Below are 25,611 nucleotides of genomic sequence, written 5' to 3'. Positions count from 1 at the left end.
AGCCCCGTGACCGACGTGACGCCCGACCCGCTCCACGCCGACCTGCTGAGGATCGCCCAGGAGGCGGCCCACCGCGCGGGCGAGCTGCTGCGGGACGGCCGCCCGGCCGACCTCGCGGTCGCCGCCACCAAGTCCAGCCCGATCGACGTGGTCACCGAGATGGACATCGCGGCCGAGAAGCTGATCACGGGGATGATCGCCGACCGGCGCCCCGACGACGGCTTCCTCGGCGAGGAGGGTTCCGCCACCGAGGGCACCAGCGGCGTCCGCTGGGTCATCGACCCGCTGGACGGCACGGTGAACTACCTGTACGGGCTGCCCACCTGGGCGGTCTCCATCGCCGCCGAGCAGGACGGCGAGCGGGTGGCCGGCGTGGTCGTGGCGCCGATGCGGGGCGAGACGTACCACGCGCTGCTCGGCGGCGGCGCCTGGGCGACGGGCGCCTGGGAGGGCGAGCGCAGGCTCACCTGCCGGTCCGCCGCACCGCTGGACCAGGCGCTGGTCTCCACCGGGTTCAACTACGTCGCCGACGTCCGCGCGGAACAGGCCGAGATCGCGCGGCGGCTGATCCCGCTGGTCCGGGACATCCGGCGCGGCGGCTCGGCCGCGATCGACCTGTGCGACGTGGCCGCGGGCCGGCTCGACGGGTATTACGAGCGCGGTCTGCACCCCTGGGACCTCGCGGCGGGCGACCTGATCGCCCGTGAGGCGGGCGCGGTGACCGGTGGACGCCTCGGTGAGCGCCCCGGCGGCGAGCTGACCATCGCCGCCACCCCGGCCGTCTTCGAACCGCTCCAGCGGCTCCTGACGGACTTCGGCGCGTAGCCCTCCGTCGGTCCGGAGGCAGGCTGCCGGCCGGCGCGGGGAGGTGCGCCGGGGCCGCTCCTCCGGCCGGGCGGGCCCGCATCCGGCCCGGTGTGCGGCGCCGTCGGTGTGGTCCGGTGCGAGGTGCGGCAGAGGTGCCGCCCTCCCCGGCGTCGGCGGGGCGTGCCCCAGTGGCGGGCCGGCGCGGGCAGGCACAGGCGGGGGTGCCCGTCGGGCGCCCGCCCCCGCGTCCCCGCGCCGGCCGTACGCATGACGAGGCCCCGGCGCTGGATCTCGCCGGGGCCTCGTCCTCGCGGGCCGATCAGGCGTTGGTCGCGCTGACCTCCACACCGTGCTCGGCGGCAAGGCGGCGCAGATCGTCGAGCTCGCCCAGCTCCACCTCGACGAGGAACTCGTCGCCCTCGTCGCGGGCCCGGGTGAGGTCGGACTCGGTCGTCTGTATGCGCTGCAGAAGTCCTGCGGTGAAAGCGTCCATGCTGCGCCCCCTCGTCCTGGGTCGTGGGTCGTTGGCACGGGGGTGTGCCGGTCGAAAGGGACGATCACGTCTCCGGTGGAGTGCCCAGCGCAGCCCGGCCGGGCGGCGACGGTGCCGGACACCCACGCCCGCTCTGCGGAAGCGGACCGCGGCGTACCGCGTGGTAACGCGGTACAGGCAGAGCGTGATCGCGGGGTGTAAAGCCGTCCTCCCCCAGCTCCCCTTCGCGGAAACCTCAACCGCGCGAGAAAATCCGGCATTCCCGCTCCCGCAGCCTTTCCGCACCCTTCTTCGTCACCGCCTCCTCACCCGCCTTACAGCCGACTTATGGCCGAAAAGGGCAGGATGGAGGCAACACACCCACCAGCCCCCTGCCCTCGTGCGCCGAGAAGCGCTACGCGGGTGGACACAGGAAGGACCAGCGACGTGCGCGTACTCGTCGTCGAGGACGAGCAGCTGCTCGCCGATGCGGTGGCCACCGGACTGCGCCGGGAGGCCATGGCCGTCGACGTCGTGTACGACGGTGCGGCCGCCCTCGAGCGCATCGGCGTCAACGACTACGACGTGGTCGTCCTGGACCGCGACCTCCCCCTGGTGCACGGCGACGACGTCTGCCGCAAGATCGTCGAGCTGGGCATGCCCACGCGCGTGCTCATGCTGACGGCCTCCGGCGACGTCAGCGACCGCGTCGAGGGCCTGGAGATCGGCGCCGACGACTACCTGCCCAAGCCGTTCGCGTTCAGCGAGCTGATCGCCCGCGTGCGTGCCCTGGGCCGGCGCACCAGCGTCCCCCTTCCGCCCGTCCTGGAGCGCGCCGGCATCAAGCTGGACCCGAACCGCCGCGAGGTCTTCCGGGACGGCAAGGAGGTGCAGCTCGCGCCCAAGGAGTTCGCCGTCCTGGAGGTGCTCATGCGCAGCGAGGGAGCCGTGGTCTCCGCCGAGCAGCTGCTCGAGAAGGCCTGGGACGAGAACACCGACCCGTTCACCAACGTCGTGCGCGTGACCGTCATGACGCTGCGCCGCAAGCTGGGCGAGCCGCCCGTCATCGTCACCGTCCCCGGCTCCGGCTACCGGATCTGACCGGCCGTGGCGACGACACCCGCGCCCCCCGGAGCGCCCCCGAAGCCCACGTGGGACCCGCGCTCGGTCACGCCCCTGCCGTGGCTGCGCCCCACCATCCGGATACGGCTCACCCTGCTGTACGGCGGCATGTTCCTGATCGCCGGCATCCTGCTGCTGTCGATCATCTACCTGCTCGCCGCCCAGGCGGTGCGCACCGGCAACGAACCGCTGTACAAGATCGTCGACTTCACCGACCTCAAGGTCTCCAGCAGCACCTGCCCCGTGGTCGACAACGGCGGCCTGTCGCTGTCCGACTTCAACGCCGCGATCAGCGACTGCATGGACCACCAGCGCAAGGTCGCCCTGGACAACCTGCTCAGCCGCTCCCTGCTGGCGCTGCTCGGCCTCGCCGTGATCGCCTTCGCCTTCGGCTACGCCATGGCGGGCCGCGTCCTGTCCCCACTGGGCCGCATCACCCGCACCGCGCGCGCGGTGGCGGGCTCCGACCTCTCCCGCCGGATCGAGCTGGACGGCCCGGACGACGAGCTGAAGGAGCTCGCCGACACCTTCGACGACATGCTGGAGCGGCTGCAGCGGGCCTTCACCGCCCAGCAGCGCTTCGTCGGGAACGCCTCCCACGAGCTGCGCACGCCCCTGGCGATCAACCGCACCCTCCTGGAGGTGCACCTGTCCGATCCGGGCGCCCCGGTAGAGCTGCAGCAGCTCGGCAGGACGCTGCTGGCGACCAACGAACGCAGCGAGCAGCTGGTCGAGGGACTGCTGCTGCTCGCCCGCAGCGACAACCAGATCGTCGAGCGCAAACCGGTGGACCTCGCCGAGGTGGCCGGCCAGGCCATCGACCAGGTGCACGGCGAGGCGGAGTCCAAGGGCGTGGAGCTGCGCGGCACCCGCGAGGCCGCGGTGGTCCAGGGCAACGGCGTCCTGCTGGAGCGGATCGCCCTGAACCTCGTCCAGAACGCCGTGCGCTACAACGTGGCCGAACGGGGCTGGGTGGAGGTCACCACGGCCGTGGAGGGCGGGCTGGCGGTCCTCGTGGTCACCAACACGGGCCCGGTCGTACCGGCGTACGAGGTGGACAACCTCTTCGAGCCGTTCAGGCGGCTGCGCACCGAGCGCACGGGCAGCGACAAGGGCGTCGGGCTCGGCCTGTCCATCGCACGGTCCGTGGCCCGGGCGCACGGCGGGCACATCTACGCGCAGCCGCGCGAGGGCGGAGGCCTCGTGATGCGGGTGACGCTGCCCGTCTGAGATCATGACCCCGACATCCCACCGAGACCCGAGGTTGTTCGCTTTGAGCGGAATTTCCAGGCCACCGGCCCGGAAGTCTCGTGTGTGATCGATCACAACCGAGCCTTTCCCGCCCTCTACTCTCCGTGATCATGCACCCTGTCGGAAAGCCGGGAAAATCCCGGTTTTCAGGGGTCAGGATCACGGGAAGTACACGGTGAGACGCCTTTGGCGTGCGGCATTCGGACCGTGTACGGTCCCCATCGCCATCCAAGCCGATCACTCAAGAGAGGGCCGGTTGGGTGTCGATTGAGTAACAGACCTTGATGTGAGGCAAAATCTCCGCCTCGGGTCGGGCACAAGTCCGGCCTCTCACGCGTTACGTGCGCTGAAGACACCGCAGACACCCAGAGGGGGAGAGCGACCATGGCAACCGATTACGACACTCCACGCAAGACCGACGACGACGTCGACTCGGACAGCCTCGAAGAGCTGAAGGCCCGGCGGAACGACAAGTCCGCCTCGGCCGTCGACGTCGACGAGTTCGAGGCCGCGGAAGGCCTCGAGCTTCCCGGCGCCGACCTCTCGAACGAGGAACTGGCGGTCCGTGTGCTGCCGAAGCAGCAGGACGAGTTCACGTGCATGAGCTGCTTCCTGGTGCACCACCGCAGCCAGCTGGCCCGGGAGAAGAACGGCCAGCCGATCTGCCGCGACTGCGACTGAGGCGGGGTCGGCCGTGACAGGCTCGACCCCTCCCTGGAAGCGCCGCTTCTCCAGGCGGGAAGCGGACCAAGGACCGTTCGACGGTCCGCACAGCGCGCGTGACGAAGAGCGGGGCCCCGCCGGTACGGGGACGGCCCCGCTCGAGCCAGTGGCCGGCCGGAGTGACCTCCCGGCGACCACGCAGCCACCGGCACCCGCTGCCCGGCGCAGGGCAGCGGCGTTCCGGGACAGGGCCGGACAGGGCGTCCGCAACGGCGGCGCTCGCGCCAGGGCCGCCCTGGCCCACCTCGCCGACCGGATCATCGACCTGGCACCCCGCGTGCCCGTACGGGACCTGGCGACGCTCCGGGCGCAGTTCCCCGGCCTCGGACCCGAGGAGCTCGCCGACCGGCTCGTGGCCGGCGCGGCCAAGGGCACGGCGACCGTCGGCGCGGGTGTCGGAGCGGCCGCGATGCTGCCCGTACCGCCCGCGATGCCCACCGAACTGGCCGCCGAGATCACCGGCGTCGCCGCGATCGAGCTCAAGCTGATCGCCGAACTCCACGAGGTCTACGGCGTACGTCCGCCCGGCGGCCTCACGCAGCGCAGCACCGCGTACCTGAACTCGTGGTCCGGTGAGCGCGGCGTCGACGTGACCAAGCCGTCGACCCTCGGCTCGGCGATGAACAGCCACATGAAGCGCCAGCTGCGTCAGCAGATCATGAAGCGGATGGTGCGCGATCTGCCCAACCTGATGCCCTTCATGGTGGGCGCGGCCGTGGGCGCCGTCATGAACCGCCGCGACACCAGGAAGCTGGCGGCGAGAATCCGGACCGACCTGCGCAAGCACCAGGTCGCCTGGAGAGACCTCGAAGGCCTCCCGGCGCTGGAACGGCCGCAGGACGCCCTGGACATGGGTGAGGTCGCCAAGGGCATCGGACCCGGACCCGGCGGCCTCGGGAAAAACTTCGGCAAAGACGGCCGCTGACAGACGAACGCCGGCAGCCGACCGCCGACGGGCCCACGCGCGCGAGCGGGGACGGGCGGCCCGGCCGGGGGTCCGCGTTACGCGGCCGCCGCCTTGGCCGCCGTCAGGGCCTCGATCAGCCGCTCCGGCTCCCGCGTCGACAGGTACAGGTACGGAGTCGGGTCCTCCGGGTCCGTGACCACCACGCGCACGGCCCGCGGGATGTAGGCGCGCAGCAGCAGGAACGCCCGGACGTCCGCCTTGTACGTGCGCCAGGCGCGGGCCTCCTCGGGGTCGAGGATCTCCGCCTCGCCCAGCGCCGAGACCGGCACCTTCGCCTCGCCCGCGATCAGCGAGTCGCCCACGATCCGGATACGGACCGCGCCGTACGAACTGGCCGCCACCGCCGCCACCGCCGTGCCGCCCACGAGACCGCCCAGCATCGGCAGCGTGCCGAAGGGCAGCAGGATCAGCGCGAACGCCAGCCCCACCAGGAAGGAGACCAGCCACCAGGAGCGGGGCGCGGTGAGGCGTTCTTCGTACGGGGCCGTGGAGAGCTGCATGAAGCAAGCTTGGCACGGTATCGGTGTTCGGCCGACGCGCGGGTAAGGTCTGCGCCTGTGAGTGGTACTTCCCCAGGTCTCCAGCCCCCCGCCGACGCCGTGAAACCCGTACGGCACCCCGACGCGCCCGCCCCCGGCGAGCTGCTCGGCGCCCACTACGGGCAGTGCTTCGGCTGCGGCGGCGACCAGCCCCACGGACTGCACCTCCAGGCGCGGGCCGGTGAAGGCGTGTCGATCACCGCCGAGTTCACCGTCCGCCCCGCCCACCAGGGCGCTCCAGGCCTGGCACACGGCGGCGTGCTGGCCACCGCGCTGGACGAGACGCTGGGCTCGCTGAACTGGCTGCTGCGCACCATCGCGGTGACCGGACGGCTGGAGACCGACTTCCGGCGGCCGGTGCCCGTGGACACGACCCTGTACCTGGAGGCCGAGGTCACCGCGGTGGCCGGCCGGAAGATCTACTCCACCGCCACCGGCCGGATCGGCGGCCCCGACGGCCCGGTGGCCGTCCGTGCCGACGCCCTGTTCATCGAGGTCAAGGTCGAGCACTTCGTCCAGAACGGCCGCGAGGAGGAGATCCGCGCCGCCATGGACGACCCCGACCAGCTCCGCCGCGCCCGCGCCTTCGAGGTGAACCCGTGAGCCGTGCCGACCTAGAGGTCCTGATCCGCCGCGTCGACCCCGACGTGCCGCTCCCGGAGTACGCGCGGCCCGGCGACGCGGGCGCCGACCTGCGCACCACCGCCGGCTGCGAGCTGGCGCCCGGCGAACGCGCCGTTCTGCCCACGGGCGTGTCTGTGGCGCTCCCGGAGGGGTACGCGGCCTTCGTGCACCCACGTTCCGGACTGGCCGCCCGCTGCGGTGTCGCCCTCGTGAATGCCCCGGGGACGATCGATGCCGGGTACCGTGGGGAGATCAAGGTGATCGTGGTGAATCTCGACCCGCGCGAGAGCGTGCGGTTCGAGCGCTTCGACCGGATTGCCCAACTGGTCGTCCAGCAGGTCGAGAGGGTCCGCTTCCGTCAGGTCGCGGAACTTCCCGACTCGGCGCGGGCCGAGGGGGGCTTCGGGTCCACCGGCGGCCACGCCGGGTTGGACCGTGCAAGCGGCACAAGCGGTCAGGTCGCCGAAGGCGGCCCGACGGGTGGGAATCGATACGCTTCGGTCGTATCCGACCGGGAAGGACAGTGACGTGTTCGGACGTCGCAAGAAGAGGGATGCCGCCGAGGACGCGGCCGGCGAGACCGAGCAGGTCGTCGACAGCGTCGACACCGAGGCGGACGAAGAGCGCGAACGCGTGCGGCTCGAGCCCGAGCCGCGCCCCGACGGTCCCTGGGACAGCACCGAGGTCCGCGAACCGGGCGAGGGCAGGGTCGACCTGGGAGGCCTGTTCATCCCCGGGGTCGACGGCATGGAACTGCGGGTGGAGGTCGCGGGCGACGCGATCGTCGCCGCGACCGTGGTCCTGCGCGACAGCGCCATCCAGCTCCAGGGCTTCGCCGCGCCCAAGCGCGAGGGAATCTGGGGCGAGGTGCGCGAGGAGATCGGCTCCGGCATCACCCAGCAGGGCGGCATCGTCGACGAGGTCGAGGGTCCGCTGGGCTGGGAGCTGCGGGCCCAGGTCCCGGTGCAGCTGCCGGACGGCACGGGCGGCTTCCAGGTCGTGCGGTTCGTCGGCGTGGACGGGCCCCGCTGGTTCCTGCGCGGAGTGATCTCGGGCCAGGGCGCGGTGCAGCCGCAGGCCGCCGGGCTGCTGGAGCAGATCTTCCGGGACACGGTCGTCGTCCGCGGCGAGGGCCCGATGGCCCCCCGCGACCCGATCGTCCTCAAGCTGCCCAACGACGCCCAGATGGTCCCCGAGGGTGTCCAGCAGGAGGAGGGCTCCCGCTTCGCCGGCGGCATGGGCCAGCTCCAGCGCGGACCGGAGATCACCGAGGTCCGCTAGGCGATCGGGCGAGGACAGGCGACTCGGTACGGCCGGGGCCGTACCGCGCGTCACGAGGGCCGCATCCCCGGCGGGGGGGTGCGGCCCTCGTGGCACGCACGCCCCGAAGACCGGTCCCGGGGCCGTTGAATCCGCCCGCCGCTGCGGCGATACTGGCGCCCGGTTTCACGGCGTACGACGGGGGAGGACGCGGAATGAGCCAGGTGGTCACCGAGACCATGGTGCGCGTCGAGGACGTACGGAAGTCGTACGGTCGCGACGGCGCCGCCGTACACGCCCTGCGCGGCGTCTCCTTCGACGTGCGGCGCGGTGAGCTGGTCGCCCTCAAGGGGCGGTCGGGCTCCGGCAAGACCACCCTGCTCAACGTCGTCGGCGGTCTGGACACACCGGATGCCGGACGGGTCGAGGTCGACGGCCGGGACCTCGCGACGCTGGACGAGGACGGCCTGCTCGCCCTGCGCCGGGACCGGGTCGGTTTCGTCTTCCAGTCCTTCGGGCTCCTCCCGGTCCTCACCGCCGCCGAGAACATCGGTGTACCGATGCGGCTGCGCCGGGCCGCGCCGCGCGCCCGCGAGGAGCGCGTCGAGCTGCTGCTCTCCCTCGTCGGCCTCGCCGACCACGCCGCCCAGCGCCCCGGCGAGCTGTCCGGCGGGCAGCAGCAGCGGGTCGCCGTCGCCCGTGCGCTCGCCAACGAGCCCGCCCTGCTGATCGCGGACGAGCCCACCGGCCAGCTGGACGCGGAGACCGGGCGCTCCGTGATGGAGCTGCTGCGCGCCGTCGTGCGCAGCGAACGCGTCACCGCGCTGGTCGCCACCCACGACACGACCCTGCTGGGCCTCGCCGACCGGGTGCTGGAGCTGCGGGACGGGCGGATCGTGGAGGACTGACGCCCGGGGCGGCGTCCGCATCTCGCCGCGGTCCGGACGGCACCCCTTGGGCGTCAGGGTTCCGTCAAGGACGGCCGGCACCCGCCCCCCACCCCGATTTGTCGGGATTGCGGGTCGTAAGGTCGACGCTGCGCACTCGGCGCCGACCGGAAGACAATGAGGCCATGGGACGCGGCAGACTTCGGATCTACCTCGGTGCGGCACCGGGCGTCGGCAAGACGTACGCCATGCTGTCCGAGGCGCACCGCCGCGTCGAACGGGGCACCGACTGCGTGGTGGCGCTCGTCGAGCACCACGGCCGCTCCCGCACCGAGGTGATGCTGCGCGGTCTGGAGGAGGTGCCGCGCCGGGAGGTGGAGCACCGCGGCGCGGTCTTCACGGAGCTGGACCTGGACGCGGTCCTCGCCCGCGCCCCCCGGGTGGCGCTGGTGGACGAACTGGCCCACACCAACGTCCCCGGCGTGCGCAACGCCAAGCGCTGGCAGGACGTCGAGGAACTGCTCGCGGCCGGCATCGACGTCGTCTCGACCGTCAACATCCAGCACCTGGAGTCACTCGGCGACGTCGTGGAGTCCATCACGGGCGTACGGCAGCGGGAGACCGTGCCCGACGAGGTGGTGCGGCGCGCGGACCAGATCGAACTGGTCGACATGTCGCCGCAGGCGCTGCGCCGGCGCATGGCCCACGGCAACATCTACCAGCCGGACAAGGTCGACGCCGCCCTGTCGAACTACTTCCGCCCCGGCAACCTCACCGCCCTGCGCGAGCTGGCGCTGCTGTGGGTCGCGGACCGGGCCGACGAGTACCTTCAGCAGTACCGCAGCGAACACCGCGTCTCCAGGATCTGGGGCTCGCGCGAACGCATCGTGGTGGGTCTGACCGGCGGCCCCGAGGGCCGGACGCTGATACGGCGGGCCGCGCGCCTCGCCGAGAAGGGCGCCGGCGGCGAGGTGCTGGCCGTGTACATAGCCCGCAGCGACGGGCTGACCTCGGCCTCGCCCAAGGAGCTGGCGGTGCAGCGGACCCTGGTGGAGGACCTCGGCGGCACCTTCCACCACGTGCTCGGCGAGGACATACCGGCCGCGCTGCTCGACTTCGCGCGGGGTGTCAACGCCACCCAGATCGTCCTCGGCTCCTCGCGCCGCAAGGCCTGGCAGTACGTCTTCGGACCCGGCGTCGGCGCCACCGTCGCCCGCGAGTCCGGCCCCGACCTGGACGTCCACATCGTGACCCACGAAGAGGTCGCCAAGGGGCGCGGACTGCCGGTGGCCAGGGGCGCGCGGCTCGGCCGGTCCCGGATCGTGTGGGGCTGGTTCGCCGGCCTGGGCGGCCCGGTGCTGCTGACGCTGCTGCTCAGCACCGTCCACCTCGGACTCGCCAACGACGTCCTGCTCTACCTGGCGCTGACGGTCGCGGCCGCCCTGCTCGGCGGGCTGTACCCGGCGCTGGCGTCGGCCGCGGTCGGGTCGCTCCTGCTGAACTGGTTCTTCACGCCCCCCGTCAACCGGATCACCATCGCCGACCCGAGGAACATGCTTGCGCTCGCCATATTCGTGGGCGTCGCGCTCTCCGTGGCCTCGGTCGTCGACGTCGCGGCCCGCCGCACCCACCAGGCCGCCCGGCTGCGCGCCGAGTCGGAGATCCTCTCCTTCCTCGCGGGTGACGTCCTGCGCGGCGAGACCAGCCTGGAGACGCTCCTGGAGCGGGTGCGCGAGACCTTCGGCATGGAGTCGGCCGCTCTGCTGGAGCGGGAGGGCGACGTGGCGCCCTGGACCTGCGCCGGCCGCGTCGGAACGGGACCGCCGGTCGGCCGGCCGGAGGACGCCGACGTGGACATGCCGGTCGGGGACCACATGGCCCTGGCGCTGACCGGCCGCGTCCTGCCCGCCGAGGACCGCCGGGTGCTCGCCGCCTTCGCCGCCCAGGCCGCCGTCGTCCTGGACCGGCGCCGCCTGCGCGAGGAGGCCGACCGGGCCCGCACCCTGGCCGAGGGCAACCGCATCCGCACCGCGCTGCTGGCCGCCGTCAGCCACGACCTGCGCACCCCGCTGGCCGGGATCAAGGCGGCGGTGACCAGCCTCAGGTCCGAGGACGTGGCCTGGTCGGACGAGGACCGGGCGGAGCTGCTCGAAGGCATCGAGGAGGGCGCCGACCGACTCGACCACCTGGTGGGCAACCTGCTCGACATGTCCCGCCTCCAGACCGGCACCGTCACCCCGCTGATCCGCGAGATCGACGTCGACGAGGTGGCGCCGATGGCGCTCGGCGGCGTGCCCGAGGGCAGCGCGGAGCTGGACATCCCGGAGACGCTGCCCATGGTCGCGGTGGACGCCGGGCTCCTGGAACGGGCGCTGGCCAACCTGGTGGAGAACGCCGTCAAGTACAGTCCGGACGACCGGACCGTCCTGGTCGCCGCCAGCGCCCTCGCGGACCGCGTCGAGGTACGGATCGTCGACCGGGGGCCGGGAGTGCCGGACGAGGCCAAGGACCGCATCTTCGAGCCCTTCCAGCGGTACGGCGACGCCCCGCGCGGGGCCGGTGTCGGCCTCGGTCTCGCCGTGGCGCGGGGCTTCGTCGAGGCGATGGGCGGCACCCTGAACGCGGAGGACACCCCCGGCGGCGGCCTCACCATGGTCCTGACCCTGCGCGCGGTGGGCTCCGGGGAGCCGGCCCCGCACCTCGTGACGGCACAGAACGCGACCGCGGAAAGGCAGGCCGCCCCATGACCCGGGTGCTCGTGATCGACGACGAACCGCAGATCGTGCGGGCCCTCGTGATCAACCTCAAGGCACGGCACTACGAGGTCGACGTCGCGCACGACGGCGCCACCGCCCTCCAGCTCGCCGCCGCCCGCCACCCCGACGTGGTGGTGCTGGACCTGGGCCTGCCCGACATGGACGGCGTCGACGTGATCAGGGGCCTGCGCGGCTGGACCCGGGTGCCGATCCTGGTGCTGTCCGCCCGGCACTCCTCCGACGAGAAGGTCGAGGCGCTCGACGCGGGCGCCGACGACTACGTCACCAAGCCGTTCGGCATGGACGAGCTGCTGGCCCGGCTGCGGGCCGCCGTCCGTCGGTCCGAACCGGTTCCCGGCGGCGAGGACGAGGTGCTCGTGGACACCGCAGGGTTCACCGTCGACCTGGCTGCGAAGAAGGTCAACCGGGGCGGCAAGGACGTACGCCTGACGCCCACCGAGTGGCATCTGCTGGAGGTGCTGGTGCGCAACACGGGGCGCCTGGTCAGCCAGAAGCAGCTGCTCCAGGAGGTGTGGGGGCCGTCGTACGGGACGGAGACGAACTACCTGCGCGTCTACATGGCCCAGCTGCGCCGCAAGCTGGAGGCGGACCCCGCGCACCCGCGCCACTTCATCACCGAGCCGGGCATGGGGTACCGCTTCGAGAAGTGAGCGGCGGTGACGGCGCCGGTGGCGCAGGGCCGGCGTGAGGCTCGCCATCCCGGCCCGAGAGGGGTGCATGGCTGTCGGCGGGCCCCGGTACGCTTCAGATATGAGTGCTGCTCCGCGTTCCGACAAGCCGGTGGGCCGGTTCCGGCGCATGTTCGACCGGCTCTCCTCCTCGCAGGAGGATCTGGAGTCGGAGGAACTGCGCGAGGACGCCGACACCGCCGGCTGTACGCGCATCGGAGACTGCCAGGACCGGCAGGTCGTGTCGGTTACTGGTACCTTGCGCACGGTCACCCTGCGGCCGCGTGCGGGCGTCCCGGCCCTGGAGGCCGAGCTGTTCGACGGCACCGCCGCCCTGGACGTGGTGTGGCTGGGCAGACGCTCCATCGTCGGCATAGAGCCGGGGCGCAAGCTGATCGCATCGGGCCGGGTCTCGATGAGCCACGGCCGCCGGGTGCTCTTCAACCCGAAATACGAACTGAGACCCCTCGGACGGGAGTAGCCGGTGACGTCGCTCGACAAGCCGACCGAAGACACGACGGAAGCCGACGACGCCAACGCCCGGGCGGTGACGGAGGCCGCGCTGTTCGAGGCGTTCGGCGGCGTGCGCGGCATGATCGAGACGGTGCTGCCCGGCCTGCTCTTCGTCACGATCTTCACGCTCAACAACGACCTGCACATGTCGGCGATCGCGGCCCTGGCCGTGTCGGTGGTGCTGGTCGTGGTGCGGCTGGTGATGAAGGACACCGTCAAGCACGCGTTCAGCGGTGTCTTCGGCGTCGCCTTCGGCGTGGTCTTCGCGATGATGACCGACAACGCCAAGAACTTCTATCTGCCGGGCATGCTCTACACCCTGGGCCTGGCACTGGCGTACATCGTCACCTCGCTGGCCGGGGTGCCCCTGATCGGCCTGATCCTCGGCCCGGTCTTCAAGGAGAACCTCTCCTGGCGCACCCGCAACCCGGGCCGGAAGAAGGCGTACACCAAGGCCAGCTACGCGTGGGGCCTGATCCTGCTCGCCAAGAGCGCCGTCCTCTTCCCGCTCTACTGGTGGGCCGACACGGAACAGCTCGGCTGGGTCCTCGTCATCCTGAAGATCCCGCCGTTCCTGCTCGCCGTCTGGCTGACCTGGGTCTTCCTGGCCAAGGCTCCGGCCCCCATCGACGTGTTCGCGGAGATGGAGGCGGCCGAGGAGGCCGAGAAGGCCGCCAAGGCGGAGAAGGACGAGCGGGAACGGAGCGGCCAGGAGGCCGACGGCACCCTGGCCGGGTCGCCCCAGCCCGACGGGGAGGCCGCGGACCTGCGCGGCGGCAGGCACCGCAAGGCCTGACGGGCCGGACTGAACGGCTCGGCGGGGCGGGGGGGGGGGGGGGGGGGGGGGGGGGGGGGGGGGGGGGGGGGCGCGGGGGCGGCGCCCCGCGGGCGGGGGGGCCCCCCCCCCCCCCCCCCCCCCCCCCCCCCCCCCCCCCCCCCCCCCCCCCCCCCCCCCCCCGGGCCCGTGGACCCGCTGCGTCGGTCAGACGGTGTCGTCCGGGCGCCGGCGCGCCGACAGCAGGTCCTCCAGCTGCTCCTCACGGGCCTGGGCGGCGACGAACAGCAGCTCGTCGCCCGCCTCCAGAGAGTCCTCCCGGGACGGCGTCAGCACCCGCGTGCCGCGGATGATCGTCACCAGCGAGGTGTCCTCGGGCCACTGGACGTCGCCGACCTGGGTGCCGGCCAGGGCCGACTCCTCCGGCAGCGTCAGCTCGACGAGGTTGGCGTCGCCGTGACTGAAGCGCAGCAGCCGGACCAGGTCGCCGACGCTCACCGCCTCCTCCACCAGGGCCGACATCAGCCGCGGGGTGGAGACGGCGACGTCCACGCCCCAGGACTCGTTGAAGAGCCACTCGTTCTTCGGGTTGTTCACCCGGGCGACGACGCGCGGAACGCCGTACTCCGTCTTGGCCAGCAGGGACACGACGAGGTTGACCTTGTCGTCGCCCGTCGCGGCGATGACGACGTTGCAGCGCTGGAGCGCCGCCTCGTCCAGGGACGTGATCTCGCACGCGTCGGCGAGCAGCCACTCCGCCATCGGGACGCGCTCGACCGAGATGGCGGTCGGCGCCTTGTCGATGAGCAGGATCTCGTGACCGTTCTCCAGCAGCTCGCCCGCGATCGAACGGCCGACCGCGCCGGCTCCGGCAATGGCGACCCTCATCAGTGACCGCCCTCCTCTTCGGGACCCTTGGCGAACGCCGCCTCGACCTTGTGGACCTCGTCGGTGCGCATCATCACGTGCACGAGGTCACCCTCCTGCAGGACGGTCTGCGAGGAGGGCAGGATCGCCTCCCCGAGCCGGGTGACGAAGGCCACCCGCACGCCCGTCTCCTCCTGGAGCCGGCTGATCTTGTGACCGACCCAGGCCGAGGAGGTGTGCACCTCGGCGAGCTGGACGCCGCCGGTGGGGTCGCGCCACAGCGGCTCGGCACCCGAGGGGAGCAGCCGGCGCAGCATCTGGTCGGCCGTCCAGCGGACGGTGGCGACGGTGGGGATCCCCAGGCGCTGGTAGACCTCGGCGCGGCGCGGGTCGTAGATGCGGGCGGCGACGTTCTCCACGCCGAACATCTCGCGGGCCACGCGGGCGGCGATGATGTTCGAGTTGTCCCCGCTGGACACGGCGGCGAAGGCACCCGCGTCCTCGATGCCCGCCTCACGCAGGGTGTCCTGGTCGAAGCCGATGCCGGTGACCCGGCGGCCGCCGAACGAGGAACCGAGGCGTCGGAAGGCGGTGGGGTCCCGGTCGATGACGGCGACCGTGTGCCCCTGCTGCTCCAGGGTCTGGGCGAGCGCGGAGCCCACCCGCCCGCAGCCCATGATGACAATGTGCACGGCTCACACCACTCTTCTTCTCAGCCCTCTTACCGGGGTGAACATCCCGTTCATCTTCCTCTTTCGGCTCGACGGGCAAACACCGGCGGCCCCGCTGAGGGCCGCGGGTCACCATCATGCCGCTCCGCCGCCGCCGGACCCCGGCGGGGTGGTTCGTTCGCGTCGTGCAGTGCCGTCGGACCGGAGCGCGGGGCACGCCGCGGCACACCGACGCAGGCATCGCGCTTCACCGCTCCAGCGCGTCGGTCCTGTGTCGAGTCTGATTGGACCGTTGCCGTCCTGCTGGTCACCTCGGCGACGGCACGGAGCATTCCCACTGCCGCCCGCCTCGCCTCCTGCGTCGGCCTCGCCCCCCCACGACCGCAGGACCTGGAGACACCCCCCGTGCCGCTCGGCGCCGGGCTCAGCCCTCCGCCGACGACCCCCGCCGGCTGATGCTGCGGATACTCGCGAAGGCCAGGATGCCGAGACCGACGAGCGTGACGACGCCGCCGATCAGCTCCGCGGACAGATGCACGGGATCTCCCTCACAGGGCGACGAGTGGTGCTCACGGGCGACGGACGGTGCCCACAGAGGACGGACGGTGCTCACGGGCGACGGACGGTGCCCACAGGACGACGGGCGGTGTTGGTCATATAGCCATGCGAACGCCACCGCCCGCTTCATCCGCAGCCGCACCACCCCGCTGATTCACCCGTAGAGCAGACGGCGGGCGGATCGGGGGGTGGCGGTTGGGCGCTCGCCCGTTCGAACGCCTACGATCCTCTGTTGTGTCCAAACTGACCGACGTGCCCAAACGGATTCTCATCGGGCGCGCACTGCGCAGCGACCGGCTCGGCGAAACGCTCCTGCCGAAGCGCATCGCCCTGCCCGTCTTCGCGTCCGACCCGCTGTCCTCAGTGGCGTACGCGCCCGGCGAGGTGCTGCTCGTCCTGTCCATCGCGGGCGTGTCGGCATATCACTTCAGCCCCTGGATCGCGGTCGCGGTCGTCGTCCTCATGTTCACGGTCGTCGCCTCCTACCGGCAGAACGTGCACGCCTACCCGAGCGGCGGCGGCGACTACGAGGTGGCCACCACGAACCTCGGCCCGAAGGCCGGCCTCACCGTGGCCAGCGCCCTGCTGGTGGACTACGTCCTGACGGTCGCCGTCTCGATCTCCTCCGGCATCGAGAACCTGGGCTCGGCGATCCCCTTCGTCGTCGAGCACAAGGTCCTGTGCGCCGTCGCCGTGATCCTGCTGCTCACCCTGATGAACCTGCGCGGGGTCAAGGAGTCGGGCAAGCTCTTCGCGATCCCGACGTACGTCTTCGTCGGCGGCGTCTTCATCATGATCGTCTGGGGAGCGTTCCGCGGCCTGGTCCTGGGCGACACCATGCGCGCCCCGACCGCGGACTACGAGATCAAACCGGAGCACGGCGGCCTGGCCGGCTTCGCCCTGGTCTTCCTGCTCCTGCGCGCCTTCTCCTCCGGCTGCGCCGCCCTCACCGGCGTCGAGGCGATCTCCAACGGCGTCCCGGCCTTCCGCAAGCCCAAGTCGAAGAACGCGGGCAACACGCTCGCGATGATGGGCCTGCTCGCCGTCACCATGTTCTGCGGCATCATCGCGCTGGCCTCCGCCACCGACGTCCGCATGTCCGAGAACCCGGCCACCGACCTCTTCCACAACGGCGTCGCCGTCGGCGCGGACTACGTCCAGCACCCGGTGATCTCCCAGGTCGCCGAGGCGGTCTTCGGCGAGGGCAGCTTCCTGTTCGTCGTCCTGGCCGCCGCCACCGCGCTGGTCCTCTTCCTGGCCGCCAACACCGCCTACAACGGCTTCCCGCTGCTCGGCTCGATCCTCGCCCAGGACCGCTACCTGCCGCGCCAGCTGCACACCCGCGGCGACCGCCTGGCCTTCTCCAACGGCATCGTGCTCCTGGCCGGCGCGGCCATGCTCCTGGTCGTCGTCTACGGCGCCGACTCGACCCGGCTGATCCAGCTCTACATCGTCGGCGTCTTCGTGTCCTTCACGCTCAGCCAGATCGGCATGGTCCGGCACTGGAACCGCCTCCTGGCCACCGAGCGCGACCAGGCCGCCCGCCGCCGCATGGTCCGCTCCCGCGCGATCAACGCCTTCGGCGCCTTCTTCACCGGACTCGTGCTGGTCGTGGTCCTGGCCACGAAGTTCACCCACGGCGCCTGGGTCGCCCTGCTCGGCATGTGCATCTTCTTCGCGACGATGACGGCGATCCGCAAGCACTACGACCGTGTCGCCGAGGAGATCGCGGCCCCCGAGGACCCCGAGGAGGCCCAGAACGACGACATGGTGCGCCCCTCCCGCGTCCACTCGGTCGTCCTGATCTCCAAGATCCACCGGCCCACGCTGCGCGCCCTCGCCTACGCCAAGCTCATGCGCTCCGACAGCCTGGAAGCGCTCAGCGTCAACGTCGACCCGGCCGAGACCAAGGCCCTGCGCGAGGAGTGGGAGCGCCGCGGCATCGCCGTACCGCTCAAGGTCCTGGACTCGCCGTACCGCGAGATCACCCGGCCGGTCATCGAGTACGTCAAGAGCCTGCGCAAGGAGTCCCCGCGCGACGCGGTCTCGGTCATCATCCCCGAGTACGTGGTCGGCCACTGGTACGAGCACCTGCTGCACAACCAGAGCGCCCTGCGCCTCAAGGGCCGCCTGCTGTTCACGCCGGGCGTCATGGTCACCTCCGTCCCGTACCAGCTGGAGTCCTCCGAGGCCGCCAGGCGCCGGGCCCGCAAGCGCCAGGACTGGAACGCCCCCGGCGCGGTCCGGCGCGGCCCGGCCCACCACCCCCACCAGGACCGTACGAAGGACAAGGACTCCTCCTCGTCCACGTAGACTGGACGGCTGTTGTCCTTTGTCGTCCCGTTCTCTGGAGTCACCCCGCCATGCAGGCAGAACCGAAGAAGTCGCAGGCGGAGTCGCGAGCGGTCTCGCTGGTGGGGGAGGAGTACGAGGTCGAGGTGGGCCCGGTCGCCCACGGCGGCCACTGCATCGCCCGCACGTCCGAGGGCCAGGTGCTGTTCGTCCGGCACACGCTCCCCGGCGAGCGGGTCGTGGCCCGGGTGACGGAGGGCGAGGAGGGCGCGCGCTTCCTGCGCGCGGACGCGGTCGAGATCCTGGACGCCTCCAAGGACCGCATCGAGGCCCCCTGCCCCTTCTCGGGCCCCGGCCGCTGCGGCGGCTGCGACTGGCAGCACGCCAAGCCGGGCGCGCAGCGCCGCATGAAGGGCGAGGTCGTCGCCGAGCAGCTCCAGCGCCTGGCGGGCCTCACCCCCGAGGAGGCCGGCTGGGACGGCACGGTGATGCCGGCCGAGGGCGACAAGGTGCCCGCCGGGCAGGTCCCGTCGTGGCGCACCCGCGTGCAGTACGCCGTGGACGCCGACGGCCGCGCGGGCCTGCGCAAGCACCGCTCCCACGAGGTCGAGCCGGTCGACCACTGCATGATCGCGGCGGAGGGCGTCAGCGAGCTGGGCATCGAGGCGCGGGACTGGCCCGGCATGGCGTCCGTCGAGGCGATCGCGGCCACCGGCTCCCAGGACCGCCAGGTCATCCTGACCCCGCGCCCGGGTGGGAGGCTCCCCCTCGTGGAGCTGGACCGCCCGGTCTCGGTCATGCGGGTCGGTGAGAAGGACGGCGGCGTCCACCGCGTCCACGGCCGCCCCTTCGTCCGCGAGCGCGCCGACGGCCGCACCTACCGGGTCGGCTCGGGCGGTTTCTGGCAGGTCCACCCGAAGGCCGCCGACACCCTGGTGAAGGCGGTCATGCAGGGCCTGCTGCCCCGCAAGGGCGACATGGCCCTCGACCTCTACTGCGGCGTCGGCCTCTTCGCCGGAGCCCTCGCCGACCGCGTCGGCGACCAGGGCGCGGTCCTCGGCATCGAGTCCGGCAAGCGCGCCGTAGAGGACGCGCGCCACAACCTCGCCGACTTCGACCGGGTCCGCATCGAGCAGGGCAAGGTCGAGTCCGTCCTGCCCCGCACCGGCATCGACGAGGTCGACCTCATCGTCCTCGACCCGCCCCGCGCGGGCGTCGGCCGCACCACGGTCCAGCACCTGTCGTCCCTGGGCGCCCGCAGGATCGCCTACGTGGCCTGCGACCCGGCGGCCCTCGCCCGGGACCTGGGGTACTTCCAGGACGGGGGGTACCGGGTGCGGACACTGCGGGTGTTCGACCTGTTCCCGATGACGCATCATGTGGAGTGCGTGGCGATCCTGGAGCCGGCGGTTAGGGGCTCCTGACCTGGACTTTTGTCGTCCGGGTCGATCTTTGCGGATCGTTGACCTGCGGGTTCGTGGGTGAGGTGCCTGGGTGGACGACGCCCTCGGAGGGGCTTTCGGAGATTCTTGACGCTCGGATGACGCCCGAAGCGGAAGTCTCTGCTGCACCTTCGCAGGCGTTGTCAGCTGCCATCTTCGGCCCACACTTTGGGGAACAGGACATTCGACCCGCCGTGTGATACCGGTCAGGTATCATGGCCGTATGGCGATGACACTCCGACTCCCTGACGACCTGGACGCGCAGCTTACGGAGCGGGCCCGTCGGGAGGGCCGCAGTAAGCAGGAACTCGCCATCGAGGCCATCCGTGACGCCCAGAACCGGGCCGAGCTGAAGGTCGATGACGTCCTGGCCGAGCTGATGGACAGCGATGCGGAGATCCTGGACTACCTGAAGTGACGAACGTGCGCTACCTCCAGATCGACGAGATCCTGGCCATCGCCCGTACGGTCAACGGTACCGAACACAGCGTGCGCGACATGGGCCTCCTCGTGTCGGCGATCGAGCGGCCCCGGACCAACGTGTTCGGGGCCGAGTTGTATCCCACGCTGCACGAGAAGGCCGCAGCGCTGCTGCACTCCGTCGCCCGCAATCACGCGCTGATCGACGGCAACAAGCGCACCGCCTGGCTCGCCATGCGTGTCTTCCTGCGGTTCAACGGCGTCAGCGCCAGTACCGTCCCGCCGCCCGTTTCCGTGGCCGGCCCGTTCGTCGAGGGTGTCGCGCAGGATCACATCGATGTACCGGCCATTGCCAAGCGCCTGTCGGCCTGGTTCCCGGTTTCCTGACGTTACGGGACGTCCCGGGGGCGCCTCACGTGGAGGTCAGACGCGACCGATCCAGTCCACTACGGTCGCGGCGGACTCCTGGGGCACTTGCTCAGGTGCCGCCACGTGCCCGTCGGACAGCAGTCTTGTCGGGCAGTCCAGCACTGCTGCGAACTTCGCCGGGGACGGTCGCGAGTAGTGATCGTCGGGCGCGCACACCGCGTGCGTGCGTGCGGGCGGTGAGCTGTGGCAGGCGCGGCTCCCTGACGCAGCGGCGTACCGCCTCAGGGCCCTCCTCGACGCGGTCGAGGACGGTCAGCGCGTCCACGATGTACCGCCCTGGAGCCGGCTCCTCGCCGGGACGGCAGAAGGCGCGTCGCTTGTCCCGCAACTCCCGCAGATGCGTGCCGTCCGGCGCGGGGCCGACATGCTCGGCTCGTGCGTGGGCTTCGACCAGGTCGGAGGGCGGGACACGGATGCCGCGCTGCAACTGGCCGAGCGCGGGGTGGTCGTCGCCCACGCTTTGAGGCCGGAGACGACCGCGGTGGCCTGCCGGCCGCGGTTCCGGCTGCCGTGAATCAGGGCATCGGCCGGGCGAGGGCACGCCCCCTGCGTGCGGACCGGATGCCGTAAGAGTCCCGTCAAAGCCGGAGGCGCGGTCGTATGGGAGTCGTCAACGGGTGGCTTTTTTCGGCCACAGAGGCGCTTTCCTCTAATCGTCCGTACCAACCGAACCTCACTCCAGGAGTTCGCGATGGCCGATCTGGCCTTCGTCGTCGTCACACTCGCGGGATTCGCGCTCGTGGCCCTTGTCGCCAAGGGGGTGACGAAACTGTGACCGTCGAGAACGTCGTCGGCCTGGTCGTGGCCGTCTCCCTGCTGGGTTATCTCGTCCTCGCCCTGATCTTCCCGGAGAGGTTCTGAGATCTTCATGGGTCCCGTACTCGCCGGCGTCCTCCAGCTGCTCGCCCTCATAGCGGCGCTGGCACTCGCCTACAAGCCCCTCGGCACCTACATGGCCCGGGTCTACTCCTCCGACAAGCACTGGCGTGTCGAGAAGTGGATCTACAAGGGCATCGGCGCCAACCCCGACACGGAAATGCCGTGGTCCGCATACCTGCGCGGGGTCCTCGCCTTCTCGGCGGTCGGTGTGCTCTTCCTCTACCTGCTGCAGCGGCTGCAGGGCGTGCTGCCCGGCTCGCTGGGCTTCTCCTCGATCGACCCGGACCAGGCGTTCAACACGGCTGTGTCGTTCGTGACGAACACCAACTGGCAGTCGTACTACGGCGAGCAGGCCATGGGCCACGTCGTGCAGACCGCCGGACTGGCCGTGCAGAACTTCGTCTCCGCGGCCGTCGGTATCGCGGTCGCGGTGGCGCTGGTGCGCGGTTTCGCGCGGTCCCGCACCGGGGAACTGGGCAACTTCTGGTCGGACCTGGTGCGCGGTGTCGTGCGCGTTCTGGTGCCGCTGGCGTTCGTCGCCGCGATCGTGCTGGCCGCCTGTGGTGTCATCCAGAACTTCTCCGGGATCCACGAGGTCGGCCAGTTCATGGGCGGCACGCAGGAGTGGAACGGTGGAGCGGTCGCCTCCCAGGAGGTCATCAAGGAACTGGGCACCAACGGTGGCGGCTACTTCAACGCCAACTCCGCCCACCCCTTCGAGAACCCCACCCCGTTCTCCAACCTCTTCGAGATCTTCCTGATCCTGGTCATCCCCTTCTCCCTGACCCGCACCTTCGGCGTCATGGTCGGCTCGGTGAAGCAGGGCTACGCGATCCTCGCGACCATGGTCACCATCTGGCTGGGATTCACCGCCCTGATGATGTGGACCGAGTTCGCCCACCACGGCCCGGCACCGCAGATCGCGGGCGGGGCGTACGAGGGCAAGGAGGTGCGGTTCGGGGTCGGCGCCTCGTCGATCTTCGCGGTGGCGACCACGCTCACGTCGACCGGCGCGGTGGACTCCTTCCACTCCTCCTACACCGGCCTGGGCGGCGGTATCGCCATGCTCGGCATGATGCTGGGCGAGATCGCGCCCGGTGGTACCGGCTCCGGCCTGTACGGCATGCTGATCATGGCGGTCATCGCCGTGTTCATCGCCGGGCTGATGGTCGGCCGTACGCCCGAGTACCTGGGCAAGAAGATCGGGACCCGCGAGATCAAGTTCGCCGCCTGCTACATCCTCGTCACCCCGGCGCTCGTACTGGTTCTGACCGCGATCGCGACGGCCCTGCCGACACCGGCGCATTCCATGACCAACAGCGGGGCTCACGGCTTCTCCGAGATCCTGTACGCCTACACGTCCGCGGCCAACAACAACGGTTCGGCCTTCGCCGGACTGAACGCGGACACGCAGTGGTTCAACACCACGCTCGGTATCGCGATGCTCCTCGGCCGCTTCCTGCCCATGATCTTCGTCCTGGCGCTGGCCGGCTCGCTCGCCCGGCAGAAGCCCGTGCCGGACACCGCGGGCACCCTGCGCACCGAGAAACCGCTGTTCACCGGGTTGCTGGCGGGCGCGATCCTCATCATCACCGGTCTGACGTACTTCCCGGCGCTCGCGCTGGGCCCGCTGGCCGAGGGGCTGGCGTCATGACCACCACCCGGACCGAAAGCGAAGAGATGTCCACAGCCACTCCCACCCGGGCGCCGCACAGCGACGTTCCCACCGGGCACAAGTCCCCCGAGGGCCGTGTCGGCGCGGGCCTCTTCGATCCCGGGCAGCTGCTGAAGTCGCTGCCGGACGCCTTCCGCAAGCTCGACCCGCGGGTGCTGGTCAAGTCCCCCGTGATGTTCGTCGTGTGGATCGGCTCGGTTCTGACGACCGTGTTCTCCTTCAAGGACCCGGGCGACTGGTTCGGCTGGGCGATCAGCGCCTGGCTGTGGCTGACGGTGGTCTTCGCCAACCTCGCCGAGGCCGTGGCGGAGGGACGAGGCAAGGCACAGGCCGACACCTTGCGCAAGGCCAAGACCGGCACGATCGCGCGCAGGCTCGACGGCTCTGCCGAGGAGCAGGTGCCCGGTACCGAGCTGCGGATCGGCGACCTGGTCGTCTGCGAGGCCGGTGACGTCATTCCCGGCGACGGAGACGTCGTCGAGGGCGTGGCCTCGGTCGACGAGTCGGCGATCACCGGCGAGTCGGCGCCGGTCATCCGGGAGTCGGGCGGCGACCGCAGCGCCGTCACCGGCGGGACGAAGGTGCTCTCCGACCGGATCGTCGTCAGGATCACGACGAAGCCGGGCGAGACCTTCATCGACCGGATGATCAACCTGGTGGAGGGCGCGGCCCGGCAGAAGACGCCGAACGAGATCGCGCTGAACATCCTGCTGGCCTCGTTGACGATCGTCTTCCTGCTGGCCTGTGCCACGCTGCCGCCGTTCGCGGACTACGCGGGCACCCACCTGACGATGGTCGTCCTGGTCGCGCTGCTGGTCTGCCTCATCCCGACCACCATCGGTGCGCTGCTCTCCGCGATCGGTATCGCGGGCATGGACCGCCTGGTGCAGCGCAACGTCCTGGCCATGTCGGGAAGGGCCGTCGAGGCCGCAGGTGACGTCTCGACGCTGCTGCTCGACAAGACCGGCACCATCACCCTCGGCAATCGCCAGGCCGCCGAGTTCGTGCCGGTGGCCGGGGTGACGGACGGCGAAGTCGCCGAGACCGCCCAGCTCTCCTCGCTGGCCGACGAGACGCCCGAGGGCCGCTCCATCGTCGTGCTGGCCAAGGAGAGGTACGGACTGCGCGAGCGCCGGCAGGGCGAGCTCGCGGCAGCCGAGTGGATCGAGTTCACCGCGCAGACCCGCATGTCGGGCGTCGACGTCGACGGGCGCAAGATCCGCAAGGGCGCGGCCGGTTCGGTCATCGCGTGGGTCGAGGAGCGCGGCGGCACGGTCGCCGACGACGCGGACGCGACCGCCGGCCGGATCTCCGAGGCGGGCGGCACCCCCTTGCTCGTCGCGGTCGAGGACGCCGACGGCGCACGGGTGCTGGGTGTGATCCACCTCAAGGACGTCGTCAAGGACGGCATGCGCGAGCGGTTCGACGAGCTGCGCCGCATGGGCATCAAGACCGTCATGATCACGGGTGACAACCCGCTGACGGCCCGGGCCATCGCCGAGGAGGCCGGCGTCGACGACTTCCTCGCCGAGGCCACCCCCGAGGACAAGATGGCTCTCATCAAACGGGAGCAGGCGGGCGGCAAGCTCGTCGCCATGACCGGCGACGGCACCAATGACGCCCCGGCCCTCGCCCAGGCGGACGTCGGCGTGGCCATGAACACCGGCACGTCGGCCGCCAAGGAGGCCGGCAACATGGTCGACCTCGACTCCGATCCGACCAAGCTCATCGAGATCGTCGAGATCGGCAAGCAACTCCTCATCACCCGGGGCGCGCTGACGACGTTCTCCATCGCCAACGACGTCGCCAAGTACTTCGCGATCGTCCCGGCGCTGTTCGCCGCGGTCTACCCGGGCCTGGACAAGCTCAACATCATGGGCCTGTCCTCACCCGATTCCGCGATCCTGTCCGCCGTCATCTTCAACGCGCTGATCATCATCGCGCTGGTGCCGCTCTCCCTGAAGGGCGTGCGGTACCGGCCGGTCAGCGCCGACAGGCTGCTGCGCAGGAACCTGACCGTCTACGGCATCGGCGGGCTGATCTCCCCCTTCGTCGGCATCAAGATCATCGACCTGCTCATCTCCCTCATCCCCGGGATCGGCTGAAGGCCATGAACAACTCCGTATCGAACACAGGCCGGTTGCTGTGGGCGGGGCTGCGCGCCCTGCTGGTGCTGACGCTGGTGACGGGCGTGGTCTACCCGCTGGCCGTCACGGGCGTCGCCCAGGCCCTCTTCCACGACAAGGCCAACGGCTCGGAAGTCAAGGCGGACGGCAGGGTCGTCGGCTCCGCTCTCATCGGCCAGGCGTACAACCTGCCGCTGAAGAAGGGCCAGGAGACCCCCGAGCCCGACCTGAAGTGGTTCCAGGGCCGCCCGCAGAACGGCCTCGGCACCAACAGCGTCAACACCCGGTACCAGCTGATCCTTTCCGGAGCGACCAACCGGTCGGCCGACAACGAGGACCTGATCGACTGGGTGACCGCCGCGAAGGCCGCCGTCGTCAAGGACAACTCGGTGCCCGGCCACACCGTCAGGCCGACCGCGGTGCCCGCCGACGCGGTGACGTCCTCCGGCTCCGGTCTTGACCCCCACATCTCCCCGGACTACGCCGACCTCCAGGTCCACCGGGTCGCCGAGAAGAACGGCCTGCCCGTCGCCCGGGTGCAGAAGCTGGTCGACGAACACACCGAGGGCCGCACGTTCGGCTTCGTCGGGGAGCCCCGGGTGAACGTCCTGGAGCTCAACATCGCGCTGAAGGCGCTCACGGCCAGGAGCTGAGGGCGTCTCGCGATCCACAGAGGGAGCCGGCGACCGGGGCGACCGGGCTCGTCGGCTCCCTCGGCCATGAACAGGTACGTCCCCGACGGCGTACGACACGAAGGCGCACGCCGATGACACGGGTGCTGGTGGCGAAGGACGACCCGCGGCCCGACCACCCGCTGGACGATCGTGTCAGGGAGCGTGCGGGATCCCGCTGTCCGGTCGTGGTCGG

At 71.2% G+C, this 25,611-nt stretch carries 26 protein-coding genes; 22 read left to right on the top strand and 4 right to left on the bottom strand.

The features are described 5' to 3' along the window. Positions 1 to 6 precede the first annotated feature (6 nt). Positions 7 to 825 carry an inositol monophosphatase family protein gene (locus ACIBCJ_RS24410; RefSeq protein ID WP_365978419.1) on the top strand — a complete coding sequence of 273 codons (819 nt, stop codon included), beginning with the start codon at positions 7 to 9 and terminating at the stop codon, positions 823 to 825. Between the two features lie 301 nt (positions 826 to 1,126). Here the strand turns inward: ACIBCJ_RS24410 and ACIBCJ_RS24405 are convergent, their stop codons facing one another. Continuing rightward, positions 1,127 to 1,300, bottom strand: coding sequence for a hypothetical protein (locus ACIBCJ_RS24405; RefSeq protein ID WP_362101263.1), 174 nt, complete (start codon positions 1,298 to 1,300; stop codon positions 1,127 to 1,129). A 426-nt stretch (positions 1,301 to 1,726) separates the two neighbouring features. On the opposite strand from ACIBCJ_RS24405, the gene ACIBCJ_RS24400 reads away from it, so the two are divergent. The 4 genes from ACIBCJ_RS24400 to ACIBCJ_RS24385 all read left to right on the top strand — a co-directional run bounded on the left by ACIBCJ_RS24400 (position 1,727) and on the right by ACIBCJ_RS24385 (position 5,300). Then, positions 1,727 to 2,380, top strand: a complete 654-nt coding sequence (locus ACIBCJ_RS24400; RefSeq protein WP_003993508.1) for a response regulator transcription factor — start codon at positions 1,727 to 1,729, stop codon at positions 2,378 to 2,380. Positions 2,381 to 2,386: 6 nt separating this feature from the next. Continuing rightward, positions 2,387 to 3,631, top strand: coding sequence for a HAMP domain-containing sensor histidine kinase (locus ACIBCJ_RS24395; RefSeq protein ID WP_362101259.1), 1,245 nt, complete (start codon positions 2,387 to 2,389; stop codon positions 3,629 to 3,631). Between the two features lie 405 nt (positions 3,632 to 4,036). Beyond that, on the top strand, positions 4,037 to 4,333 hold the full coding sequence (locus ACIBCJ_RS24390) for a DUF4193 domain-containing protein (protein ID WP_003993510.1): 297 nt from the start codon (positions 4,037 to 4,039) through the stop codon (positions 4,331 to 4,333). A 13-nt stretch (positions 4,334 to 4,346) separates the two neighbouring features. Then, positions 4,347 to 5,300: a hypothetical protein gene (locus ACIBCJ_RS24385; protein WP_365978417.1), complete on the top strand. Its 954-nt coding sequence runs from the start codon at positions 4,347 to 4,349 to the stop codon at positions 5,298 to 5,300. 77 nt (positions 5,301 to 5,377) lie between these two features. Here ACIBCJ_RS24385 and ACIBCJ_RS24380 read toward each other — a convergent pair whose 3' ends face one another. Beyond that, entirely contained in the window at positions 5,378 to 5,842 is a 465-nt protein-coding gene (locus tag ACIBCJ_RS24380; RefSeq protein WP_362101251.1) for a DUF3093 domain-containing protein, read from the bottom strand. A gap of 57 nt (positions 5,843 to 5,899) precedes the next feature. On the opposite strand from ACIBCJ_RS24380, the gene ACIBCJ_RS24375 reads away from it, so the two are divergent. The 8 genes from ACIBCJ_RS24375 to ACIBCJ_RS24340 all read left to right on the top strand — a co-directional run bounded on the left by ACIBCJ_RS24375 (position 5,900) and on the right by ACIBCJ_RS24340 (position 13,406). After that, positions 5,900 to 6,484 carry a PaaI family thioesterase gene (locus ACIBCJ_RS24375; protein ID WP_093457139.1) on the top strand — a complete coding sequence of 195 codons (585 nt, stop codon included), beginning with the start codon at positions 5,900 to 5,902 and terminating at the stop codon, positions 6,482 to 6,484. Continuing rightward, on the top strand, positions 6,481 to 7,032 hold the full coding sequence (gene dut / locus ACIBCJ_RS24370; protein WP_365978416.1) for a dUTP diphosphatase: 552 nt from the start codon (positions 6,481 to 6,483) through the stop codon (positions 7,030 to 7,032). The genes ACIBCJ_RS24375 and dut overlap by 4 nt, the downstream gene beginning before the upstream one ends. 1 nt (position 7,033) lies before the next feature. Continuing rightward, the gene (locus ACIBCJ_RS24365) at positions 7,034 to 7,786 is read left to right on the top strand and encodes a DUF3710 domain-containing protein (RefSeq protein WP_362101244.1); all 753 of its coding nucleotides are present in this window, start codon (positions 7,034 to 7,036) and stop codon (positions 7,784 to 7,786) included. A 194-nt stretch (positions 7,787 to 7,980) separates the two neighbouring features. Next, positions 7,981 to 8,673: an ABC transporter ATP-binding protein gene (locus tag ACIBCJ_RS24360; protein WP_362101241.1), complete on the top strand. Its 693-nt coding sequence runs from the start codon at positions 7,981 to 7,983 to the stop codon at positions 8,671 to 8,673. 164 nt (positions 8,674 to 8,837) lie between these two features. Further along, positions 8,838 to 11,399: a sensor histidine kinase KdpD gene (locus ACIBCJ_RS24355; RefSeq protein WP_362101238.1), complete on the top strand. Its 2,562-nt coding sequence runs from the start codon at positions 8,838 to 8,840 to the stop codon at positions 11,397 to 11,399. Further along, positions 11,396 to 12,079: a response regulator gene (locus ACIBCJ_RS24350; protein WP_365978415.1), complete on the top strand. Its 684-nt coding sequence runs from the start codon at positions 11,396 to 11,398 to the stop codon at positions 12,077 to 12,079. Before ACIBCJ_RS24355 ends, ACIBCJ_RS24350 begins: the two co-directional genes overlap by 4 nt. Positions 12,080 to 12,179: 100 nt before the next feature. Continuing rightward, positions 12,180 to 12,578 carry an OB-fold nucleic acid binding domain-containing protein gene (locus tag ACIBCJ_RS24345; protein ID WP_133890177.1) on the top strand — a complete coding sequence of 133 codons (399 nt, stop codon included), beginning with the start codon at positions 12,180 to 12,182 and terminating at the stop codon, positions 12,576 to 12,578. 3 nt (positions 12,579 to 12,581) lie between these two features. Further along, entirely contained in the window at positions 12,582 to 13,406 is an 825-nt protein-coding gene (locus ACIBCJ_RS24340) for a DUF3159 domain-containing protein (protein WP_362101231.1), read from the top strand. 186 nt (positions 13,407 to 13,592) lie between these two features. On the opposite strand, the gene ACIBCJ_RS24335 is transcribed toward ACIBCJ_RS24340, so the two are convergent. Then, positions 13,593 to 14,273 carry a TrkA family potassium uptake protein gene (locus ACIBCJ_RS24335; protein ID WP_362101228.1) on the bottom strand — a complete coding sequence of 227 codons (681 nt, stop codon included), beginning with the start codon at positions 14,271 to 14,273 and terminating at the stop codon, positions 13,593 to 13,595. Then, on the bottom strand, positions 14,273 to 14,944 hold the full coding sequence (locus ACIBCJ_RS24330) for a TrkA family potassium uptake protein (RefSeq protein ID WP_362101226.1): 672 nt from the start codon (positions 14,942 to 14,944) through the stop codon (positions 14,273 to 14,275). Before ACIBCJ_RS24330 ends, ACIBCJ_RS24335 begins: the two co-directional genes overlap by 1 nt. A 771-nt stretch (positions 14,945 to 15,715) precedes the next feature. Between ACIBCJ_RS24330 and ACIBCJ_RS24325 the strand changes: the two genes are divergently transcribed. From ACIBCJ_RS24325 to ACIBCJ_RS24285, 9 genes are all read left to right on the top strand, one after another. After that, on the top strand, positions 15,716 to 17,794 hold the full coding sequence (locus ACIBCJ_RS24325; protein ID WP_362101223.1) for an APC family permease: 2,079 nt from the start codon (positions 15,716 to 15,718) through the stop codon (positions 17,792 to 17,794). Between the two features lie 50 nt (positions 17,795 to 17,844). Next, positions 17,845 to 19,197, top strand: a complete 1,353-nt coding sequence (locus tag ACIBCJ_RS24320) for a class I SAM-dependent RNA methyltransferase (protein WP_365978414.1) — start codon at positions 17,845 to 17,847, stop codon at positions 19,195 to 19,197. A 241-nt stretch (positions 19,198 to 19,438) separates the two neighbouring features. Next, positions 19,439 to 19,633, top strand: coding sequence for a ribbon-helix-helix protein, CopG family (locus ACIBCJ_RS24315; RefSeq protein ID WP_365978413.1), 195 nt, complete (start codon positions 19,439 to 19,441; stop codon positions 19,631 to 19,633). After that, a complete protein-coding gene (locus tag ACIBCJ_RS24310) occupies positions 19,630 to 20,022 on the top strand; it encodes a type II toxin-antitoxin system death-on-curing family toxin (protein WP_365978412.1) in 393 nt (130 codons plus the stop codon). Before ACIBCJ_RS24315 ends, ACIBCJ_RS24310 begins: the two co-directional genes overlap by 4 nt. Positions 20,023 to 20,227: 205 nt before the next feature. Then, positions 20,228 to 20,578, top strand: a complete 351-nt coding sequence (locus tag ACIBCJ_RS24305) for a hypothetical protein (protein WP_365978411.1) — start codon at positions 20,228 to 20,230, stop codon at positions 20,576 to 20,578. A 257-nt stretch (positions 20,579 to 20,835) separates the two neighbouring features. Beyond that, positions 20,836 to 20,925, top strand: coding sequence for a K(+)-transporting ATPase subunit F (kdpF, locus tag ACIBCJ_RS24300; RefSeq protein ID WP_033530374.1), 90 nt, complete (start codon positions 20,836 to 20,838; stop codon positions 20,923 to 20,925). 7 nt (positions 20,926 to 20,932) lie between these two features. Beyond that, entirely contained in the window at positions 20,933 to 22,597 is a 1,665-nt protein-coding gene (kdpA, locus tag ACIBCJ_RS24295) for a potassium-transporting ATPase subunit KdpA (protein WP_365978410.1), read from the top strand. A 26-nt stretch (positions 22,598 to 22,623) separates the two neighbouring features. Then, entirely contained in the window at positions 22,624 to 24,723 is a 2,100-nt protein-coding gene (kdpB, locus tag ACIBCJ_RS24290; protein WP_399283286.1) for a potassium-transporting ATPase subunit KdpB, read from the top strand. Positions 24,724 to 24,728: 5 nt separating this feature from the next. Further along, positions 24,729 to 25,397: a potassium-transporting ATPase subunit C gene (locus ACIBCJ_RS24285; RefSeq protein WP_365978408.1), complete on the top strand. Its 669-nt coding sequence runs from the start codon at positions 24,729 to 24,731 to the stop codon at positions 25,395 to 25,397. Positions 25,398 to 25,611 lie beyond the last annotated feature (214 nt).

Origin of the sequence: Streptomyces sp. NPDC051136, assembly GCF_044455745.1 — a bacterium.
In the GTDB taxonomy this organism is placed as follows: Bacteria; Actinomycetota; Actinomycetes; order Streptomycetales; family Streptomycetaceae; genus Streptomyces.
Note: the sequence above shows the minus strand (reverse complement) of the source record. Positions and strands in the feature narration are given on the sequence as shown.

Excerpts from the sequence above, each read along its gene's own strand:
- ACIBCJ_RS24405 (WP_362101263.1), bottom strand. The coding sequence starts at position 1,300 with ATGGACGCTTTCACCGCAGGACTTCTGCAGCGCATACAGACGACCGAG.
- ACIBCJ_RS24390 (WP_003993510.1), top strand. The coding sequence starts at position 4,037 with ATGGCAACCGATTACGACACTCCACGCAAGACCGACGACGACGTCGAC.
- ACIBCJ_RS24380 (WP_362101251.1), bottom strand. The coding sequence starts at position 5,842 with ATGCAGCTCTCCACGGCCCCGTACGAAGAACGCCTCACCGCGCCCCGC.
- ACIBCJ_RS24360 (WP_362101241.1), top strand. The coding sequence starts at position 7,981 with ATGAGCCAGGTGGTCACCGAGACCATGGTGCGCGTCGAGGACGTACGG.
- ACIBCJ_RS24355 (WP_362101238.1), top strand. The coding sequence starts at position 8,838 with ATGGGACGCGGCAGACTTCGGATCTACCTCGGTGCGGCACCGGGCGTC.
- ACIBCJ_RS24350 (WP_365978415.1), top strand. The coding sequence starts at position 11,396 with ATGACCCGGGTGCTCGTGATCGACGACGAACCGCAGATCGTGCGGGCC.
- ACIBCJ_RS24345 (WP_133890177.1), top strand. The coding sequence starts at position 12,180 with ATGAGTGCTGCTCCGCGTTCCGACAAGCCGGTGGGCCGGTTCCGGCGC.
- ACIBCJ_RS24335 (WP_362101228.1), bottom strand. The coding sequence starts at position 14,273 with ATGAGGGTCGCCATTGCCGGAGCCGGCGCGGTCGGCCGTTCGATCGCG.
- ACIBCJ_RS24320 (WP_365978414.1), top strand. The coding sequence starts at position 17,845 with ATGCAGGCAGAACCGAAGAAGTCGCAGGCGGAGTCGCGAGCGGTCTCG.
- ACIBCJ_RS24315 (WP_365978413.1), top strand. The coding sequence starts at position 19,439 with ATGGCGATGACACTCCGACTCCCTGACGACCTGGACGCGCAGCTTACG.
- kdpA (WP_365978410.1), top strand. The coding sequence starts at position 20,933 with ATGGGTCCCGTACTCGCCGGCGTCCTCCAGCTGCTCGCCCTCATAGCG.
- kdpB (WP_399283286.1), top strand. The coding sequence starts at position 22,624 with ATGTCCACAGCCACTCCCACCCGGGCGCCGCACAGCGACGTTCCCACC.
- ACIBCJ_RS24285 (WP_365978408.1), top strand. The coding sequence starts at position 24,729 with ATGAACAACTCCGTATCGAACACAGGCCGGTTGCTGTGGGCGGGGCTG.